Annotated in this window: 15 protein-coding genes, 1 tRNA gene and 2 pseudogenes; 8 read left to right on the top strand and 10 right to left on the bottom strand. The window is 42.7% G+C overall.

The genetic code is table 11. The features are described 5' to 3' along the window. Window positions 1-58: 58 nt before the first annotated feature. From F927_RS07990 to F927_RS08005, 4 genes are all read right to left on the bottom strand, one after another. Window positions 59-1,219, bottom strand: coding sequence for a nucleotide sugar dehydrogenase (locus F927_RS07990; protein ID WP_005083356.1), 1,161 nt, complete (start codon window positions 1,217-1,219; stop codon window positions 59-61). Window positions 1,220-1,360: 141 nt separating this feature from the next. After that, the gene (locus tag F927_RS07995) at window positions 1,361-2,287 is read right to left on the bottom strand and encodes a branched-chain amino acid transaminase (protein WP_005083358.1); all 927 of its coding nucleotides are present in this window, start codon (window positions 2,285-2,287) and stop codon (window positions 1,361-1,363) included. A gap of 28 nt (window positions 2,288-2,315) precedes the next feature. Beyond that, window positions 2,316-5,063, bottom strand: a complete 2,748-nt coding sequence (glnE, locus tag F927_RS08000) for a bifunctional [glutamate--ammonia ligase]-adenylyl-L-tyrosine phosphorylase/[glutamate--ammonia-ligase] adenylyltransferase (RefSeq protein ID WP_005083360.1) — start codon at window positions 5,061-5,063, stop codon at window positions 2,316-2,318. A gap of 87 nt (window positions 5,064-5,150) precedes the next feature. After that, complete coding sequence (locus F927_RS08005; protein WP_004640791.1) at window positions 5,151-6,422, bottom strand: sensor histidine kinase; 1,272 nt, start codon at window positions 6,420-6,422, stop codon at window positions 5,151-5,153. Between the two features lie 308 nt (window positions 6,423-6,730). Between F927_RS08005 and F927_RS08010 the strand changes: the two genes are divergently transcribed. From F927_RS08010 to secF, 8 genes are all read left to right on the top strand, one after another. Continuing rightward, window positions 6,731-6,817 (top strand) — tRNA-Leu (locus F927_RS08010). Window positions 6,818-6,881: 64 nt separating this feature from the next. Next, window positions 6,882-7,916: a tRNA preQ1(34) S-adenosylmethionine ribosyltransferase-isomerase QueA gene (gene queA / locus F927_RS08015; RefSeq protein WP_005083363.1), complete on the top strand. Its 1,035-nt coding sequence runs from the start codon at window positions 6,882-6,884 to the stop codon at window positions 7,914-7,916. A 160-nt stretch (window positions 7,917-8,076) separates the two neighbouring features. Continuing rightward, window positions 8,077-9,105 carry a hypothetical protein gene (locus F927_RS08020; RefSeq protein WP_005083366.1) on the top strand — a complete coding sequence of 343 codons (1,029 nt, stop codon included), beginning with the start codon at window positions 8,077-8,079 and terminating at the stop codon, window positions 9,103-9,105. 62 nt (window positions 9,106-9,167) lie between these two features. After that, complete coding sequence (locus tag F927_RS08025; RefSeq protein ID WP_005083367.1) at window positions 9,168-9,737, top strand: LemA family protein; 570 nt, start codon at window positions 9,168-9,170, stop codon at window positions 9,735-9,737. 96 nt (window positions 9,738-9,833) lie between these two features. Next, entirely contained in the window at window positions 9,834-10,961 is a 1,128-nt protein-coding gene (gene tgt, locus F927_RS08030) for a tRNA guanosine(34) transglycosylase Tgt (protein ID WP_005083369.1), read from the top strand. 99 nt (window positions 10,962-11,060) lie between these two features. After that, on the top strand, window positions 11,061-11,390 hold the full coding sequence (gene yajC / locus F927_RS08035) for a preprotein translocase subunit YajC (protein WP_004640804.1): 330 nt from the start codon (window positions 11,061-11,063) through the stop codon (window positions 11,388-11,390). 52 nt (window positions 11,391-11,442) lie between these two features. Then, window positions 11,443-13,344: a protein translocase subunit SecD gene (gene secD / locus F927_RS08040; protein WP_005083371.1), complete on the top strand. Its 1,902-nt coding sequence runs from the start codon at window positions 11,443-11,445 to the stop codon at window positions 13,342-13,344. A 10-nt stretch (window positions 13,345-13,354) separates the two neighbouring features. Beyond that, window positions 13,355-14,323 (top strand): protein translocase subunit SecF, encoded by a 969-nt coding sequence (gene secF, locus F927_RS08045; RefSeq protein ID WP_005083373.1) that lies wholly within the window; start codon window positions 13,355-13,357, stop codon window positions 14,321-14,323. 130 nt (window positions 14,324-14,453) lie between these two features. Here the strand turns inward: secF and F927_RS08050 are convergent. From F927_RS08050 to F927_RS08075, 6 genes and pseudogenes are all read right to left on the bottom strand, one after another. Then, window positions 14,454-14,681 (bottom strand): annotated as a pseudogene (locus F927_RS08050) (transposase domain-containing protein); the annotation flags it as partial. A 104-nt stretch (window positions 14,682-14,785) separates the two neighbouring features. Next, the gene (gene ltrA / locus F927_RS08055) at window positions 14,786-16,447 is read right to left on the bottom strand and encodes a group II intron reverse transcriptase/maturase (protein WP_005080778.1); all 1,662 of its coding nucleotides are present in this window, start codon (window positions 16,445-16,447) and stop codon (window positions 14,786-14,788) included. A gap of 576 nt (window positions 16,448-17,023) precedes the next feature. Next, a pseudogene (gene tnpC / locus F927_RS08060) lies at window positions 17,024-18,424 on the bottom strand (IS66 family transposase); the annotation flags it as partial. 74 nt (window positions 18,425-18,498) lie between these two features. Beyond that, window positions 18,499-18,843, bottom strand: coding sequence for an IS66 family insertion sequence element accessory protein TnpB (tnpB, locus tag F927_RS08065; RefSeq protein ID WP_005080771.1), 345 nt, complete (start codon window positions 18,841-18,843; stop codon window positions 18,499-18,501). Beyond that, complete coding sequence (tnpA, locus tag F927_RS08070) at window positions 18,840-19,223, bottom strand: IS66-like element accessory protein TnpA (RefSeq protein ID WP_005083376.1); 384 nt, start codon at window positions 19,221-19,223, stop codon at window positions 18,840-18,842. The genes tnpB and tnpA overlap by 4 nt, the downstream gene beginning before the upstream one ends. Before the next feature lie 45 nt (window positions 19,224-19,268). After that, window positions 19,269-19,928 carry a 4'-phosphopantetheinyl transferase family protein gene (locus tag F927_RS08075; protein WP_005083378.1) on the bottom strand — a complete coding sequence of 220 codons (660 nt, stop codon included), beginning with the start codon at window positions 19,926-19,928 and terminating at the stop codon, window positions 19,269-19,271. Window positions 19,929-19,934 lie beyond the last annotated feature (6 nt).

Below are 19,934 nucleotides of genomic sequence, written 5' to 3' on the forward strand. Positions count from 1 at the left end.
TAAATTGATTATTATAAATTCGTCAAACAACAAGTATCACCCTAGGTTTGTTTTTAAACTAATTCACCCCAAACAAATCACGTGTATAGATTTTTTCCATCACATCCCCAAACATTGGCACCATTCTGTTCACAATGATCAAATCCGATTGGTTTTTAAACTTTTGCAAACTAAACTCAATCGGATGACCTAAATATTCCTTCACATCCAGCGTCGGTTCATAAATCACGATTTTGATCCCATGATCAGCTAGACCTTGAAGTACATCATGCACCGCAGACTCTCTAAAATTATCTGAATCAGCTTTCATGGTTAATCGATAAATCCCAACACATGCAACATTTCGGCTTAAAATATCTTCAATAATCGCTTGTTTGCGTGTTTGGTTAGATCGAATAATTGCTGAGATCAGTTCTTGTGGTGTTTCGTGATAATTGGCGAGCAACTGTTTGGTGTCTTTCGGTAAACAATAACCACCATACCCAAAAGACGGATTGTTGTAATGATCGCCAATTCGCTGATCCAACCCGACACCTTTAATAATATCTAGCGCGCTTAATTTATTTTTTATGCAATAGGTGTCCAACTCATTAAAGAAAGCAACGCGCATTGCCAAATAGGTGTTAGAAAATAATTTAATTGCTTCAGCTTCTGTGGACTCTACGCACAGCAATACTGCATCTTTTTTAATCGTTGCTTTTAGATACAGCTTGGCAATTTTCTCCGCACGCTTCGATTTCTCACCAACAATAATACGAGCAGGGTATAGATTATCTTGCAAAGCTTGCCCTTCCCGTAAAAACTCAGGAGAGAAAATCAGATTTTTTAATTTGAGTCTTTTCGAGATTTCTTGGGTATAACCGACAGGAACTGTTGATTTGATTAACATCAACGCTTTGGGATTGACAGCCTGCACATCATTAATCACGGCTTCGATACTTGAGGTATCGAAATAATTCGTTTCAGGATTATAGTTGGTGGGTGTTGCGATGATAATCAACTTAGCATCTTGATAAGCCAAAGTCTTATCGCAAGTCGCCTCAACATGAGATTCGGATAAATAATTTTGAATACAGGTATCACTGATCGGAGATACTTTCTGATTGATTTGCTTCACTCGAGCCTTATCAATATCTAAGATCATCACATCGTGTTGTTTGGAAAATAATAAGGCATTCGATAAGCCCACATACCCAGCACCAACCACTGTAATTTTCATTGTTACTCTATTTTTTAATTTTGCTTATAGATCAAGCTAATTGAGTTAAATGAAAGATTGATGATCGTTTGGTTGCAATTTATTGACAGTTTTAGCATAAAAAAAGCGAAGCCTAAGCTTCGCTTTAATCATGGATTAAGCTTATTTGATATAAGTTAACCAATGTGCATACTTGTCGTTACGACCTTGTACGGCATCAAAGAAAGTCTTTTGAATTTCAGTGGTGATCGGACCACGTGAACCACAACCGATTTGACGGTCATCATATTCACGAATTGGTGTGACTTCAGCAGCAGTACCCGTAAAGAAAGCTTCATCTGCGATATAGAATTCATCACGCGTGATACGGCGTTCAACGATTTCATAACCCAAGTCTTTCGCAATGGTCATCACGGTTTGACGAGTAATCCCTTCTAATGCGCCACCAGCCAAATCTGGTGTATGTAACACACCATCTTTGATCAAGAATACATTCTCACCCGCGCCTTGGCATACAAAGCCCTGAGGATCAAGCAACATTGCTTCGTCATAACCTGCACGTGCCACTTCTTGATGTGCCAAGATGGAAACAGTGTAGTTACCACATGCTTTTGCTTTACACATGGTCACGTTTGGATGATGGTGCGTAAATGAAGAGGTTTTTACACGAATACCTTGCGCCATTGCTTCTTCACCAAGATATGCACCCCAACCCCATGCCGCAACCGCAGCATGAATTGTATTTTCAGTTGCAGCAATACCCAACTTCTCAGAACCAATCCAAATAAGCGGACGTAAATAGCAAGATGCCAATTTATTTTCGCGCACAACATCAATTTGTGCTTGTTCTAATGTCGCTTGATCAAATGGCACATTCATTTGATAAATTTTTGCTGAATTTAATAAACGCTTAGTGTGATCTTGCAAACGGAAGATGGCTGTTCCATTTGGTGTTTCATAAGCACGAACACCTTCAAAGACACCCATACTATAATGCAGTGTATGTGTTAAGACGTGAATTTTTGCATCACGCCAATCAACTAATTTTCCATCTTGCCAAATAAAACCATCACGATCAGCCAAACTCATCGCACATACTCCATTTTTTTCTACACAATTATTCACTTTCCAATGCTATTGCAGTTGGATCAACTAATCTTTGCCATAACTTGCAAACGATCTCACGGGTATCGTGCCAATCCGCAGCATTGACTTGCATAGATTGATTTGCAAGCGCTAGACGGTGACTCTCAGCTCGTTCACGGAGATAAGCGTGGATTAATGCTGTGGCATCTTCACTGGATAAGCAGCCTGCTTTAGCAGCATCTTCTAGAATTCTTACATTATCGGAATAATGGGCGAGATCTGGATTCGTCCCACTCCATGCAAGTACCGCATACTGTGCCATAAATTCAATGTCAACGATACCACCTGAGTCCTGTTTTAAATGAAAAATCCCATGTTTTTTTTGCTCAGAAGATGAACCCAAATGATCTTTCATTTTTTGACGCATTTTGATCACTTCTTCACGTACCATATTTTCATCACGGACTTGGGTTAGGATCTGACAACGTACCTTTTCGAACCGCTGACACAAAGCCTTCTCACCAGCGATAGAGCGCGCACGAACTAATGCTTGATGCTCCCACAACCATGCGCTTTTCTGCTGATATTGCTCAAAAGCCTTGAGGCTTGTCACCAACATTCCTGCTTCACCTGAAGGTCGCAAACGCGTATCAATTTCGTAAACACGACCATCCAAAGTTTGTGTGGTCATCAAAGACATGAACTTCTGTGCAACACGAATTGCAAACTCAGCGCCACTAATTGACTTACGCCCATCCGTTTCACTTTGCTCTTCAAAGGTATGAATAAACACTAAATCAAGATCAGAACCATAACCAAGTTCAATGCCACCTAATTTCCCATAACCGATCACAGCAAAGCCTTTGGCATCTAAACTACAACGTTTACCTGTATTGCTGAGTGGATAACCATGACGCTGTGCGACTGCTTCATAAGCTAAATTCAATGTGGCCTGTACACTAACTTCTGCAATATCAGTTAAGGCATCAGATACTTTCATTAGCGGACTTTCTGCCAATACATCACTGGCAGCAACCGTTAAGACATTACTCTTTTTAAAGAGTCGTAACACTCGCATCTGATCTTCAACTTGATCAATTTCAATGCGCAATAACTGTTGGCGTAACGAATCTTCTAAATCTTGGCGTTGTGGCAAGCCAAAATCCATCGATAAGAACTCATCTAATAACACCGGATATTGCGCCAGTTCCTCGCAAATCCACGGACTCACGGTTGCCATTTTTACGAGTCGCTGCAAAGCTCCACGACTTTCCATCAACATCACTAAATACACAGTGCGGCGTAACACCGACTCCACCAATGGCATTAAACGCAATAATGCCACTTGTGGCCGATCTGACTGTAAAATTGCTTCTATCAAATGTGGCCAGAACTTCTTTAATCGTTCTAGCGCACTGGCTGGAATCTTGCGTAATGCTTGTCCATGCCAAAAATTCTGAATCAAATTTTGCGCATCAGTATCTAGCACTGCATTCAATTGCTGTTCCAATTGGATAAAATCATCAATCGGCGCAGAGAATTCTTTTTCCTGAATCAATTGTTTAAACTGAACTTTAACTTTGTCTCGTTTCTGATTGAGCTCAGCTAAAAAAGCAGACCAATCAGCAAAGCCCAACGTATCCAGCATCCGCTGTCTCAGATCTGGCTCTGTTGGTAAGGACTGTGTTTGTTGATCGTTCAGGGCCTGAATGGCATGCTCAACCCGTCTTAAAAATAAATAAGCATCTTCTAAATCAATAACCGCTTGCGCATCCAGCAACTCAGCTTGTCCAAGATGCTGTAAGTTCACCAAACATTGACGATCTTGTAACTCACGTCTCGAACCGCCATAAATCAACTGAAAAACTTGAACAATAAACTCGATTTCGCGAATCCCACCTGCACCCAACTTGATATCATCTTCAATATTGCGGCGCATGACTTCACGTTCGATCATGGCTTTCATTTCACGCATTGCAGCAAATGCGGAATAATCCACATAGCGGCGAAATACAAATGGACGTGACATTTCCATCAGATCATCGCCAGCTTGTCCCCCTGTGATGACCCGTGCCTTAATCCATGCATAACGTTCCCACTCTCGTCCGTGCTGGCTTAAATATTTCTCTAAACCACTGTGACTAATGGCTAATGCCGAGCCATCCCCCCATGGACGCAAGCGCATATCGACACGAAAAACAAAGCCATCAGCAGTAATATGATCCAGCAAATAAATCAGTTTCTGTCCCCACAGAATACAGAATTGCTGCACATCGATACATTTTCGGCCATTGCTTTCACCTTGTTCGTCAAAAGCAAAAATCAAATCAATGTCACTGGATAAATTCAGCTCTTGTGCGCCTAATTTCCCCATACCAATCACAATCAAATCTTGAAACTGACCTGAATATCCAATCTGCTTACCATGTTTGGCAATCAAAGGAGGCAATGCAAATGCCTTTGCCGCACAAATACTAGCATCTGCAAAGTCTGATAACTCTCGAGTTAATGTCACAACATCTGTAAGTTGATTGGCATCCTGCCAAATCCAGCGGAACATCAATCTAGCACGTAAGGTACGTAAGGCTTTCATCCAAGCCTGTTCATCACTTATATCTGCAACAGCATGTTGAACCTTGTCAAAAATATTTTCCGTCGAAAGTGAACGAAGAAATTGATCTTCTGCATAATCTTGTTCTAATTGTAATGTGTATAAATTTAAAACTTGTTCTGCATATTGACTTGCGACTAAGGTTTTTTTTAGCTGTTCCACATTCATATAAAAAAAGCTCAACTGATGCCATCGTAATAAGATCTATAACACCATTGTAGTTATATCAGTTACTGACCAAGGATTAAAATCTGTTTAGACTAATTTTTCCTGACTTTTATTTTGCTCAACGCACAAATCTACATGTTCACGCGCAACAGGCAATACCACCTTAAACAAAGTCCCTTCTCCTTCTTTTGAACTGGCACTGATCTTCCCGTGATTCATTTCAACAAAACGCTTACACAACGCCAACCCCAGCCCCGCACCTTTCTCACCTGCAGTGCCTTTTAAACTGATGGTTATACGTGGTTGAAACAAATCTTTGAGCTGATCAGGGGTCATACCTAAACCCGTATCTTTAATATAGATCTCAACAACGTCACCACGTGCCTTTGCTTTAATATAAACTTTGCCTGAACCATCCACATCGGTGAACTTCAGCGCATTTGAAACAAGATTTTGGATGACAGAAGTAATCATATTCATATCAGCATAAACTTTGAGGTTTTCATCGACCTCATTCACCAATTCAATATGCTTTTTCAAAGCCAAAGTTTTTAAAATATCAGTCACAATATTGGTTATTTGACGTAACTTAAAATTAATTGGGTGATAAACAAAACGCCCACCTTCAGCCATCGCCCAATTGAGTAGACTTTCTAATAAGTTATATGTTGATTGCGAGGTATCATGCAGATAATCAGCAATATTTTGAATACTCGACTCATCTAAGGTTTCACGTTCTTTCGCCAGAATCTCTGAGAACCCCAACAATCCATGAAATGGTGCTCTTAAATCATGCGAGATAATCGAGAAAAACTTAGTTTTACTAACATTGAGCGCAGCTTCTTGCTCATAAAGTTCCTTTAATTCATCATGATTAAATTTCAACTCAAGCTGCTGCATAAAGTTACGACAATGTGCTTGCAATAATTCTGTTTGTAGTTTTGAGAAGGCCTGCGCCTCTTCATCAAATAGGATCACATATCCCAAGGATGTCTGATCTGGATGTCTTAAATGCAACGCAACAGCACGTTGGACTTTCTTCTTGAAAACATTGAGAAAAGCCATCAAACTTGGGTAGCGTGGATGATCACAATCAATCAGATCATTATTGACAAATAAGGTATTTAAACTTTTTGCAATTTTTGTAGAATCAATTGCTTGAAGCTTTTCTGGGCAACGATGCCACAAATAGGGTTCTTGGTGGAATGCGAGCAATGCGGTACTTGCCTGCATCAATTTACGATTAAATTGCAGGAATTGTTCAATCAAGTTTTGCTCTGAGTTAAGACCCAAAGAAAGTGAAATTTTACAAGCGCTTAGCTTATCGGCTTGCTGTAATTCTAATAATTGAATAGCCATGCCCGCCTCTCGAATATTATCATTATTTGGTTATTTACGTTTTATTAAAAAAAAATGTGAAAACCATCACTTAGTATTAACAAACTTTAACATAAAAGGCAATTGCTGCTTCCGACAATTTCGCAACAAAACGTGAAATTTCAACAATAATTTATTTCATTATTATAAAAATAGTAATTTTTGAACAATTTTTATAAAAAAACCTAAAAAAACGATAAATTGCTCTAAAATTCAGCAACTGTTAAATCTGCATGATTGACAAGTGATTTAAACAAGGTATTATACGCAACACAAAGCATCGCACTCTTCCCGAGGTGGTGAAATTGGTAGACGCGGCGGACTCAAAATCCGCTGTCAGAGATGACGTGTCGGTTCGAGTCCGACCCTCGGGACCAAAATTTCAAAACCCCAAACTAGCACTAAAAGTTTGGGGTTTTTTCATATGTGGTAAAGAAAAATATGCAACTCTCCGACTTCTCTTTTGATCTCCCAGATGAACTTATCGCTCGCTACCCATTAGAAAGCCGCAGCGCGTCACGCCTACTCCATATCGATGCTCAAGGTCAGTATCACGACCATGCTTTCACCGATATTCTCGATCTACTTGAAGAAGGTGATTTACTGGTACTCAATGACACGAAGGTCATGAAAGCCCGCTTAAAAGGCAAACGTGCTACAGGTGGAGCAATCGAGATTTTGGTTGAACGAATGCTCGACACGCATACAGCACATTGCCATATCAAATCAAGTAACTCACCGAAAGCAGGTGCTGAACTCTATGTGGGTAAAGATGCAGTACCAGTAACTGTACAAGGTCGTCATGAAAACCTGTTTGTGGTTGAGTTTTCACAACCGATTTTATCTGTACTGGATCAATATGGTCAGTTACCAATTCCACCATATTTCAATCGTGAAGCCGAAGAGATTGATACCGAACGTTATCAAACCGTTTTTCACAATCCTGAAAAAATTGCCAGCGTTGCTGCCCCTACAGCAAGTCTACACTTTGACCAAGATTTATTAGAAAAATTGGCAACAAAAGGCATTCAAAAAACTTTTGTCACTTTACATGTCGGTGCAGGGACATTTATGCCTGTTCGCACAACGGATATTACCAATCACATTATGCATAGTGAATGGTGTGATGTACCGCAAGCGACGATTGACCTGATTTTGGAAACCAAAGCACGTGGTAATAAAGTTATTGCAGTAGGCACTACGGCGACCCGTGCGCTGGAAAGTGCAGCACAAGCAAATGATGGCAAAATCGCAGCATGGACAGGCGACACTCAGATTTTCATTTATCCAGGTTATCAGTTCTGTATCGTGGATCGTTTGATTACCAACTTCCATTTACCTGAATCGACCTTATTGATGCTGGTTTCAGCGTTGTCGAATCGAGATAACATATTGGCTGCGTATAAACATGCCGTGGAGCAACGCTATCGCTTCTTTAGTTATGGCGATGCTATGTTGATTGATAAACTTGCTTAAATATATCTCCATAGGCTAAATCATGGTTTAGCCTATTTTTATCCAATAAAACCAACTCAAATAAAAAAGCCAATAGATTTTACATCTGCACTTCTTAGTTTCTGAAATTTAAAGCATAATCCACTCATCATCGACCTATTATAATGAACTGATCCTTTCCATGCCGATCGATACTGTACAACAAGCGCTTCATATAAGACGTAAAAAAAATGCTCAGGTTTTCCGTAATATCGCTCGGCTTTGGGATATTGGGAACAAATCAACCAATGATCAAGAGTTACTCGACAAGCTACATCCGTGGGGTGAAGCACATGATCTACATTTTTTTAATGTACTCCCCTTGCTTCTCACCGTCTTTAGTGTCTGTTGCTTAGTGTTTGGCTACTTTATTCATCCGCATATTCAGTTCATTTGGAGCTTTTTAGCTGCATTTTTGACAGGATTTTTAGCCTATCTACTCTATGAGCCGAAACAACCTTTAATTCAGGTGACCGAGTTTCTCGAACAACGCATGATGACGCTACGTTATCAGTTAAATTTCCAGCAACTCCCAACCTATCTCCCAATCCAAGCACAACCCAGCTTGGTCATCAGTCGACTACGACAACTCTTTCCATTGTTTTATCGTGGTACTGAATCTAACCAAATTACCCAATATGCATCTACGACGTGGCATGATGGAACAACTGAGCATCAAGTTCTCATCTTTCAATATCACTATGTCAGTGAAATGCCGATCCTCCAAGATAAATCGAGTGATAAAAAAATCGTCAAGGAAATTCACAAAGATTTGTGGGGGGCTTTTATATTTCAAATGCCCAACCTAGGTATCGCTGTCAGCAATCAACGCTCTCGTTTTTTTGAACCTTATGGTAGTGTTTGGGAAAGTAGTGATATTTCGGTGAATCGCAATCTAAAAATTTTTGGCCGTAGTCAACATGAATTGGCTAAAAGCATTAGTCCAAGTATGACCCTAAAATTACATGATTTTTTTCAACACTTTAAAGGTGATTTAATTTATCATCATCAAGAGCAAATACTTTGCTATGTTGGGGAACAAAACCTATTACAAACAACCAGTAAGCGCGATCAAATCAATGATATTCCTGCACTACGTGGACATCTACGCACCATGACCATGCCTCAATATCAAAGGTTTCAAGAATTGATGCTTAACTTAATTCGATAAAATTTCCCTCAACGGCTCATACATAGCATAAGTCGAAAGGGACAAGATAAAGGGGTATGGCGATGACAGGCTTAATTATTTTCTTAGGCATTTTCGTTGTCTTAATTGTGTGGGGAATTCATATCCGCAATACGATTGTGCGATATTTCAATGCCACCAAACGTGCGTGGGCAGAAGTTGCCAATTTCGAACGCCAGAAAGTCAAAACCTTAGAGGCTTTAGAAGATACGCTCAGTAAATACACTGTGTTTGAAAAATCAACTCTAGAGCAAGTGACGGCTTTACGTCAGCAAATCATGAATTTGAATGTGAATGACACCGATATTGCTAAATTGCAGCAGATTGAAAAATTAAATACCGATTTGATGCGTAGTCTAAATGTCGTTGTAGAAAACTATCCAGAACTAAAAGCTGACACGCTGTACAGCAAAATGATGGATGATATTCAAGAACAAAATGAAAATGTCGGTGCAGCAATCACCATATTTAACCGTAATGTCGAGTTATTTAATAATCACATTCAGATTTTTCCAAACAACTTAGTCAATACCATGACCTTAGCAAAGAAAGCGATTCGTCCTTTCCGCGATCAAGTAATTGACCGTAATTTTGACTACAAACCAAATTTTTAACGCTAGCTACATTTAGTAGTAGAACTACACGCCATAATCAAGGAAAATACCCGCTTTTGATCAGCGAACTGTTTTTTCGCCTTGATGGATAGTGTCATGAAATTTGAGAAATTAGGTCAGTCGGGACGCGCCCGTCGTGGTCGACTTACCTTAGAACATGGTGTTGTTGAAACACCTGTATTTATGCCTGTCGGTACCTATGGTACGGTAAAAGGCATGTTGCCTCGTGATATTGAAGAAATTCAGGCACAGATTATTTTAGGTAACACCTTCCATTTATATTTACGTCCAGGCTTAGAAGTCATCAAAGAGCACGGTGGCCTGCATGAGTTTATCCAATGGGATAAGCCGATATTGACTGACTCTGGTGGCTTCCAAGTGTTCAGCTTGGGTGCAATGCGTAAGATCAAAGAAGAAGGTGTGACTTTCCGCTCACCGATCGACGGTTCAAAAGTATTTTTATCTCCAGAAATTTCGATGGAGATTCAACATGTGCTTAATTCAGACATCGTGATGATCTTTGATGAGTGCACACCTTACCCTGCTACTCATGAAGAAGCACAAAAATCATTGCAACTTTCATTGCGCTGGGCAAAACGTTGTAAAACGCACCATCACGATGAGCTCAAGAATAAAAATGCATTATTCGGCATTATTCAAGGTGGGATGTACGAAGACCTGCGTGATGAATCACTCAAAGGTTTACTAGAAGTCGGTTTCGATGGTTATGCCATTGGTGGTTTATCGGTAGGTGAACCTAAAGAAGAAATGATCAAAGTATTGGATTATCTTCCAAATAAAATGCCCGAAGACAAACCACGTTATCTAATGGGTGTAGGAAAACCAGAAGATATCGTTGAAGCTGTACGTCGTGGTGTCGACATGTTTGACTGTGTCATGCCAACACGAAACGCACGTAATGGTCACTATTTTGTCACCGATGGGCTGGTAAGAATTCGTAACAGTAAATATCGTCATGATAAAGGGCCTTTAGACCCACATTGTGATTGTTACACTTGTAAAAACTTTACTCGTGCCTATTTATATCATTTAGAGAAGTGCGGTGAAATGCTGGCATCTATGTTGGGCACAATCCATAACTTACGCTACTACCAGCGCTTAACCCAAGGCATGCGTGATGCCTTGGATAATGGCACTTTTGATGCCTATGTTGAAGATTTTTATGCACGTCGTGGTTTAGATGTGCCACCTTGTCCAAATTAATCTATCAAGATTTGCACGTAACGCCAAGACAAGGTACATTGCAAAACGAATTGGAACTTAATGTCAATTTTTTGACCTTTTAAACTTTAGGAAATTAAAATGAGCTTTTTCATTTCTACAGCCCATGCTGCTGATGCAGCAGCCCAAGGCCCAAGCTTGATGGCAAACTTATTGATGATCGCTGTATTTGTTGCGATCTTCTATTTCTTGATCTGGCGTCCACAAGCAAAACGTGCCAAAGAGCATCGTAGCTTGGTTGAAAGCTTAGGTGTTGGTAGTGAAATCGTATTTGCGGGTGGCTTAATGGGCAAAATTATTCGCTTAGATGGCGACTTTGCAACAGTTGAACTCAGCCGCGGTGTAGAAGTAAAAATCCAACGTGCAAGTGTTATTTCAGTCTTACCTGAAGGCACACTCAATAACCTTTAATCATTAAGATAGTCGTGCCTAAGCACGACTTTTTCATTTAAGAAGAAAGCGAATGCGTTACCCTGCATGGAAATATTTACTGATCCTCGTTGTCTTTGTGATCAGTACGTTATATGCACTTCCAAGCCTGTATCCTGATGAACCTGCTGTCCAGATTTCGGGCGCCAAAGCAGGTACTCAAATTGATCAGAGCGTAGTGCAAAGAGCTGAGCAGATTTTAAAAACGGCCAATATTAGCAGTCATGATGGTAGTTTCTCCAATAATGCAGCTTTACTCCGTTTAAGCTCATCTGAAGAACAGCTCAAAGCAAAAGCCATCCTCAGTCGTGATCTAGGCGATGACTATGTGATTGCACTCAACCTTGCACCAACCACTCCTATTTGGTTGCAAAAGATTGGGGCGAAACCGATGAAACTCGGTTTGGACTTACGTGGCGGTGTACACTTCTTGCTCGAAGTTGATATGGATAAGGCAATTAGTCAGCGCATGGAAACATCCGCAACTGATTTACGCCGTCAGTTTCGTGACAACAAAATTAAGTTCAATAACCTCGCTTTAAACAATAATACAATTACCATCCAATTTGCCAGCAATGCAGATCGTGATGCAGCGGCTGATTTCTTACGTCGTAATGGTAATGAGTTTAATCAGCAATCCATTGCCACAGCGACTGGTGCAACATTAAGATTGAATTATACTGATGCTCGTCGTCAGGAAATCCAATCCTACGCTGTCAACCAAAACTTAACGACTCTTCGCAACCGTATCAATGAATTAGGGGTGGCTGAAGCCTTGGTTCAAACTCAAGGTAGCAACCGTATTGTGGTTGAGTTACCGGGTATCCAAGATACAGCTGAAGCAAAACGTGTCCTCGGTCGTACAGCCAACCTAGAGTTCCGTTTGGTTGCAGATAGTAACGATCAATATATCGATCCTTATACACGTAAATACAATGGACAACCTGTGCCACCAGGAACAGAAGTTTTTGCTTTTGAATCTCTAGACAGTGGCCGTGACTTATTGCTTAACCGCAATCGTATTTTAACGGGTGAACGTGTACAAAATGCGAGCTCTGGTTTTAGCCAAGATACAGGTGGTGCTGAGGTAAATATTACCTTGGACAGTGCGGGTGGCAAGCTCATGGCAGATGGCACACGTAACGCAGTTGGAAAACGTATGGCGGTCTTGTTTATCGAAAATAAACAACGTATTAGCTACGTCACTGATCCTGAAACAGGGGCACAAACCGAAGTTCGTACACCTTATACTGAATCAGTTGTCATCAATGCAGCAACGATTCAAGCGGTGTTGGGTTCACAGTTCCGTATTACAGGTCTAGATTCACCTCAAGAAGCTGCTGAACTTGCACTGATGTTGCGTGCGGGAGCGCTTGCTGCGCCAATGTATTTCGTTGAAGAGCGTGTCGTCGGACCGAGTCTAGGTAAGGAAAATATTGAGAAAGGGGTAAATTCAACCATTATTGGCTTTATCTTAGTGGCGATTTGGATGGTGGTGTTCTTCCGCCTGTTCGGTTTAATTGCAAACTTTGCCCTGATTTTCAACCTTGCGATGATTTTAACGGTCATGTCATGGTTAGGTGCTTCCCTTACCTTGCCGGGTATTGCGGGGATCGTCATTACCATTGGTATGGCAGTCGATGCGAACGTATTGATCTGCGAACGTATTCGAGAGGAAATGCGATGGGGTGCATCACCGAAACAAGCCATTGTTGCAGGTTATGATCGCGCTTATAACACCATTTTTGACTCGAACTTAACCACATTCTTGGTTGCCTTTATCCTATTTGCAATTGGTACAGGCCCAATCAAAGGCTTTGCGGTTACATTGATGATCGGTATTGTCTGCTCAATGTTTACTGCAATTACAGTCACACGTGCAATCGTACAGCTCATTTATGGCAAACGCCGTAATTTGACCAAGTTGAGTATTTAAGGAGATTGATATGACAGATCTGACTCAACGAGACTCAAAACAATACGGTCGTCCAGATGATTTAAAAATTATCCCATTTATGAAGATCGCCAAACCAGCTGCGATCATTTCGATTTTACTCACCATTGCCAGTATTTTCTTTATTGCGACCAAGGGACTCAATCTTGGCTTAGATTTTACAGGTGGTGTTTCTGCTGAGTTGAACTATCAAAATCCAGTTCAACCCTCTCAAGTTACACAAGCACTGAGCCAAGCAGGATTTAAAGATCCAGTAGTTCAGACTTTGGGGAGTACAACAGATCTGATTGTACGTATGCCTGTACAGGATGATCTTGAAGTTGAAGACCTCAGCAATAGTATTACCAAAGCAGTACAGTTACCAAATAACACTGTCAATGTACATAAAGTAGATGCTGTTGGTGGTGCGGTTGGAAATGAACTCTATGTTCGTTCTGCGGGAGCAGTTGCACTGGCACTGATCTTGATGCTGATTTATGTCACGATTCGCTTTGAGTTTAAGCTTGCAATGGGTGCGGTGATGTCATTGTTCCATGATATCGTGATTGTTCTCGGGATGTTTGCTCTCTTTCAGTGGCCATTTGACTTAACTGTTTTAGCTGCACTACTTGCGATTATCGGCTTCTCATTAAACGATAATATCGTGGTATCGGATCGTATTCGTGAAAATTTCCGTAAGATCCGAGGCGCAAGTTCTAGAGAGATCATTGATATTGCATTGACGGAAACTTTACGTCGTACCATTCACACCTCTGCAACACTCTTACTGGTTGTAGTTGCGATGTTTATTTTGGGTGGTGATGGATTACATTGGTTCTCAGCAGCAATGATTGTTGGTGTCTTTGTTGGTACCTATTCATCGATTTACATTGGTACAGCCTATGCCTTATGGCGTGGTCTTAGCCGTCAAGACTTTATCGTGCAAGTCAAACCTGAATTTGAAGATGATCAGATTCCTTAAATCTCGGCTTCTCTAGATTTAAACCAAATGCCAGTGTAACCACTGGCATTTTTTTATTCACATCAGTGCTGAATGATTTGAAGCTGTGGAAACTGGAACGTAAGCGTCCGCTGAACCCCATGCCTATTTTTTAATTTGAGTTGGATTTCCAGCGATGTGGCAGTAATTCTTCTATTTGGGTCGCTTTATGCGTCGGCAGCCTTTTCAGCACATCACTTAAATAGGCATACGGATCCAAGCCATTCAGCTTTGCTGACTGGATTAAAGTCATGATATTCGCCGCTCGCTGGCCGCTGCGCAGCGAGCCAGCAAACAGCCAGTTCTTGCGCCCTAAGGCCCAAGGTCGCATTTGATTGTCGGGTAGTCAGACGCAGTTACCTACGTCCAACCCCCTAAGAACCGTGCATGCGAGTTTCCCAGCACACGGCTCAAGCCTCTGCTAAGGCGCCATTCGGCACCCGGTTATACATCGTTGACATTGGCAAACTGAACACTCCTCGGACAATACAGATGGTAAATCTCAAGATTAGCAACTGCATCCGTTCCACCATGACTTAGCTTCACAATATGACGGCTGTGCCATGGTGTATCTTTGGTGACTGGTTTAAGACAGGCGCAGCAGCGACCACCTTGTTTTAGCCACACCCGATACAGCTTGGCTCGCCCCTTTGCGGAGACCAGCATTCTTTTACCCCATCGGGATTCGAAGTACTCATCCCATGCGGGGTCATGAGGGTTAGCAGCAGCCTTGATCTTGATATGTCGCACAATTGGCGTGTCCGAGGCAGACACTAATGTGTATTGTCGCTTCCGACCATCGGCGGACTGTTCATCACATGAGAACACCCATCGACGCGCTCCTTGTACTTTGAAATACCGATCTTTGACCCATCGGAGTGTCTTGCGAGGGTGGCGACGTACAGCCCATCGCCAGAGCATTTCCCACACTGCGTTGTCTACCTGGTTGAAAACCTTCTTGGCAACGACATGACTGTGATAGTTGGCCCAACCCCTTAGAATCGGGTTGAGCAAACCGATCAAAGTGGCCTGTCGTGTCGCTTTGTTTGCATTGATTAATGCTCGCAGCTTGTCAAGATGAGCGCTGATGTTTGCCTTTGACGGCTTGATCAGTAGCTTGCCGTTGTACTTACGTACGTTCCAGCCAAGAAAATCGAACCCGTTCCCTATGTGCGTGATTTTGGTCTTTTCCTGAGAGAGCACGAGACCGCGCTGCGCCAGAAATTCAACCACGGCAGGACGAACTTCATTTTCGAGCCACTCTTTAGAATACCCCGTGATGATGAAATCATCCGCATACCGTACCAGTTGCAGCTTTTTGCCTGTCCATTTGGCGTTAGAGAACCTCTTCGCCAGCATCGTTTCCAGTCCGTCCAAGGTCATGTTGGCCAGCACCGGGGAGATAATACCTCCTTGCGGTGTTCCGGAAAGACTGGGAAACAGCTTGGTTTGGTAGACGTAACCGGCTTTGAGCCATTTCCGTAGAATCACCTTGTCCATTGGGAGGTTGGCGATCATCCAGTCATGGCTGATATTGTCGAAACAGCCTTGAATGTCACCCTCTAGCACCCACTCCGCACTTACTTTTCTTGACAGCACACCAAAGCACTGTGCTGCAGCATCCGCGGTTGAGCGTTGCGGTCTGAACCCATAAGAGTTCCGATCAGCGATGGTCTCCGCGATGGGTTCCAAAGCCAGCAGATGGAGCGCCTGCATGGCCCGGCATTTCATCGTGGGTATCCCAAGAGGTCTCATCTTGCCATTTTTCTTCGGAATAAGGACTCTCCGAAGCGGAAGGGGCGTGTAACCTCGCCTCTTCAACGACATCATCGCACCGGTCTTGGCCTTGGGTGTATTCCAAGTCACCTTGTCGACCCCAGCCGTGTTTTTGCCTTTGTTTTCAGACACTCGTTTGACGGCCAATGCTTTGCCACTAAACGAGTGAGTCAGCAGCCATTGCAAAGCTTTCGCCTTGTTATGCCTGCCGTCTTGTACCGCCTTCACAATACGCGCTTGCAGCCCTCTGACATGACGCTGTACAGCAATCCAATCGATGCTGTCCCACGATGTGCTGGAAGGTGCACACGCTGATACTGCTGCATTCATTTGCTCTCCCTCCATTAAAAGGGTTCTACACACTCTCTTGTGATGAGAGACCATAAGGACGTCAGCCCGCTTTCGCGTGGGGTAATGTTTCAACCTCTATCCAACCCATTACAGACTGGCATTCGCTTTTTCCTCGTTCCTTCGCCCGCATCACCATGGGCAGTTTTTGCAAACTGCTTTCCCAATGGGAGTAATACGGGATTTCCACGTTCCGCTTACTGAAGTACATCGGCTTAGGTGCCTGCTATCGACCGGGAGGCGTATGGGTCACGAATGCGTAGTCGAAAGACGCAATTCCCACCTCCATTACCGTTTTGGTTCGAGCGTATCAGCCATTTCCGCTCGTTCAACTTAACGATCGTTACGCAGATTCACATGTGTTCACCATACCGATTATCTAGCCCTTGTCCGGCTATGGCTGCCAGAAGGGTACGCCTCTCACGATTGATACCCCGCACCTTGCGGTGCCTCGTTACATTGTCGAAGGCGCTCTTTATTCAGCCTTCTAGATTCACCCGGTGACACGGGTGGTTCCCGCAGGGGGGAACAACTTCATTAAGCGACTTCGTGTCGCACCTCTACCCAATTGTTGCATATCGGTAGATTGCCATCATCCAGATAGCGGCTTAAGGCTGGCCAACGCTTCAGAGTGTAATTGATAGCCTTGGCGGTAGGAGAACTCGATGGCACTGTCAGATGATGTTGGTTGAGCCATTCATATAGTTGTTGCATCACTGGTTGACTATGCTGTTGTCGGTATTCGCGGCGGTCTTCCGCTGTACCATCGGTCTTTTTCCTGAGTTCTGCTTCTATCGCATACAGTTTCTGAATCAGCACTAAGGCCTGTTCAGCAACCTGACTTTTCCCAGTTACATGCAGTTCATGGAATTTACGACGTGCATGGGCCATGCACCCCACCTCAATCACCTGGCCTGATTTAAAACGTGCTTTATAACCACTGTAATCATCACAGACTAGATAGCCCTGCCAGCCTTTCAAGAACTCTTCAGCATGCTGGCCTGAACGACTATCCTGAAAGTCATAGATCACCGCCTGAACTGGATTATACTGTGTGGTGGCATAGGCCCAGACATAACCTTTCTTCGGTTTTTTATTATTCTCACCCATCCGCATGATGGTGACCGGTGTTTCATCTGCATGCAGCACCCGCTGTTGCAGCACCACCTCTTTTAAGGCATTGGCCAGAGGTTCCAGTTCTACACCGCAGCGACCTATCCAGTCAGATAAAGTTGATCTAGACAGTTCGATTCCCGCCCGCTGATAGATCAGACGTTGACGGTACAGCGGCAAATGATCGGCATACTTCGATACCAGCACATGGCTGAGCAATTCAGGTGAAGCAATGCCTTTATCAATCACATAGGCGGGCATCGCTTGCTGAGTTAGAGTGTCACACTGATCACAGACCCATTTACCACGCACATGCTGTTCCTTATAGAACTGTGCCGGTCTGAAATGCAGTTTTTCACTGACATCTTCGCCGATACGACGGAGTTGGCAGCCACAAGCACATTGGGTTGATGCAGGTTCATGCTCAATACGGATGGTGTGTAGATGATCTGGCAGTGGTCGACGTTTAGGTTTATTGGTTTTGGCTTTCTGTGTCGCTGCATTGGTTTTATCTGCATTTAGCCGTTCCAGTTCTAGATCAACCGCGGCAATATCTTCTTCAACCGCTTCATCCCACAGATGGATTTGTTTTGCCGTTAAGTGTTCATTCTTTTGGGCGAATTTGTGCTTTTTAAACAGCGCCAGTTCATGCTCGTATTTTTGATTGAGAATAGAAAGATGTTGAACTTTAGAATCTAATTGCTGATTGGTGACTTCAAGATGTTGAACTCTGGCATCTAATTGCTGGTTTGATTGTGCTAGAGACTGATGCTGCATCGCCAACTGTCTGGTGAATTCCAGCAGTTGTTCATGGGTCAGTTGGCTTAAGTCAGGCAGCGTATTCATGACCACAGTATGCCTGAGGTCATGAAGAGAATGAAATAGAACGTTTGGAGGATGGCAGAATGGTCGAGCTTGGTTTAGAGCATATTCACCACTTGCTGCAATCCAATTCTCTGCCAGGGCAAACCTTGGATTAATGCCTGTAACTGTTCCGGGCTGAGGGCCACGGTTTCACCTTGGTGAACTTGGTGAACTTGAGCCCAGTGAAATTTACCCTGTTCCAAACGCCGGGCACACAGCCAGATGCCCAGTCCATCATGTACCAACACTTTCATACGATGACCACGTTTATTACAGAACAGGTAGGCGCAATGCGGTTTGATGTAGCCAAAGGCTCTCACCACCTGAGCCATGACAGTATCCATTCCTGCTCGCATATCCATGGGCTGGGTAGAGAGCCAAATTTCATTGATACGGATCATGTTGCCAGTGCCTTGAGTAATTCTGCCAAGGCAGGTATTTCTGATGTCTGCCATTTCAAGCCAATTTCTGCTTTTGAGTGGGGTAAAGTAATTTGAACTTTTAACATGTCAGTAGGAGTAGGATCTAATGGTGCAGAGCAAGATAAGGCAATAAATGCAGGTTTATTCGGTAGTGGTGAGCGATCACTCCCTGGCTTAGCATCAATTAAGCGAATCCATTTGGATACAAGATTTGTATTCAATCCATGTTGCAAAGCGACTGAAGCAATTGAAACGTCCGGTGCTTTACAAGCCTGAACGATCTGCTGTTTAAATTCAGCACTGTATGTTCTTCGTTTTTTCGCAAGAGATGCGATGGATGTCTGATTATTTGTAGTCATAAATTTAAGTCCCCACTTGTTTCTAAGTGGGGACTAAATTAAGGCTTATAGGATGAATTCAGAAGGTGTGTTCAGCGGACGCTTACACTGGAACCCACGGCATGACTGCTCACTTCGCCATGCCACAGTTATCACAATACGATTTAAGATAAAATTTTGATAGGCAAATGTTCCGATCAAAGGGTGGGTACACACTCCCCCAGTCTGTTCAGGATGAACCTGTGTATTTAAACTATTTAAATTTAAACGAATCCCCAAGCCCGAAGCTTTTAATATTGCTTCCTTCGTCGTCCACACCTTAAACCAATATTCTTTGTTCTGCTCTTGTTGCCAGATTTGATATTCATCAGGATGAAAAGCATGTTGTGCGAAAGCATCAAATCGAACTTTTCGATCTAACTCTTCTACATCAACGCCTATATCTTGCACACGTTTACTCACTGCTAAAGCATAATAATGTCGACTATGTGAGTGGTTGAAATGTAAAGCGTGAGAGCTTAAAAAAGGCTTACCATGTTCATGTTTAGCAAAGCTGAGCGCTTCAATACCAATCTGCAAGTGCTCAGCCAAAAGCTGGTCACGGTAAGCTCTTATTTGCTGTTGTTTATAAAAATTAAAGCTGCTTAAATCAGCAAAATCTGTTTTATTTTTTTTCAGCAGTTGCGCCAATGCCTGTAGATGTATTTCGATTTTACGTATGGTCATTGGTCC

Origin of the sequence: Acinetobacter haemolyticus CIP 64.3 = MTCC 9819 (assembly GCF_000369065.1) — a bacterium.
Classification (GTDB): domain Bacteria; phylum Pseudomonadota; class Gammaproteobacteria; order Pseudomonadales; family Moraxellaceae; genus Acinetobacter; species Acinetobacter haemolyticus.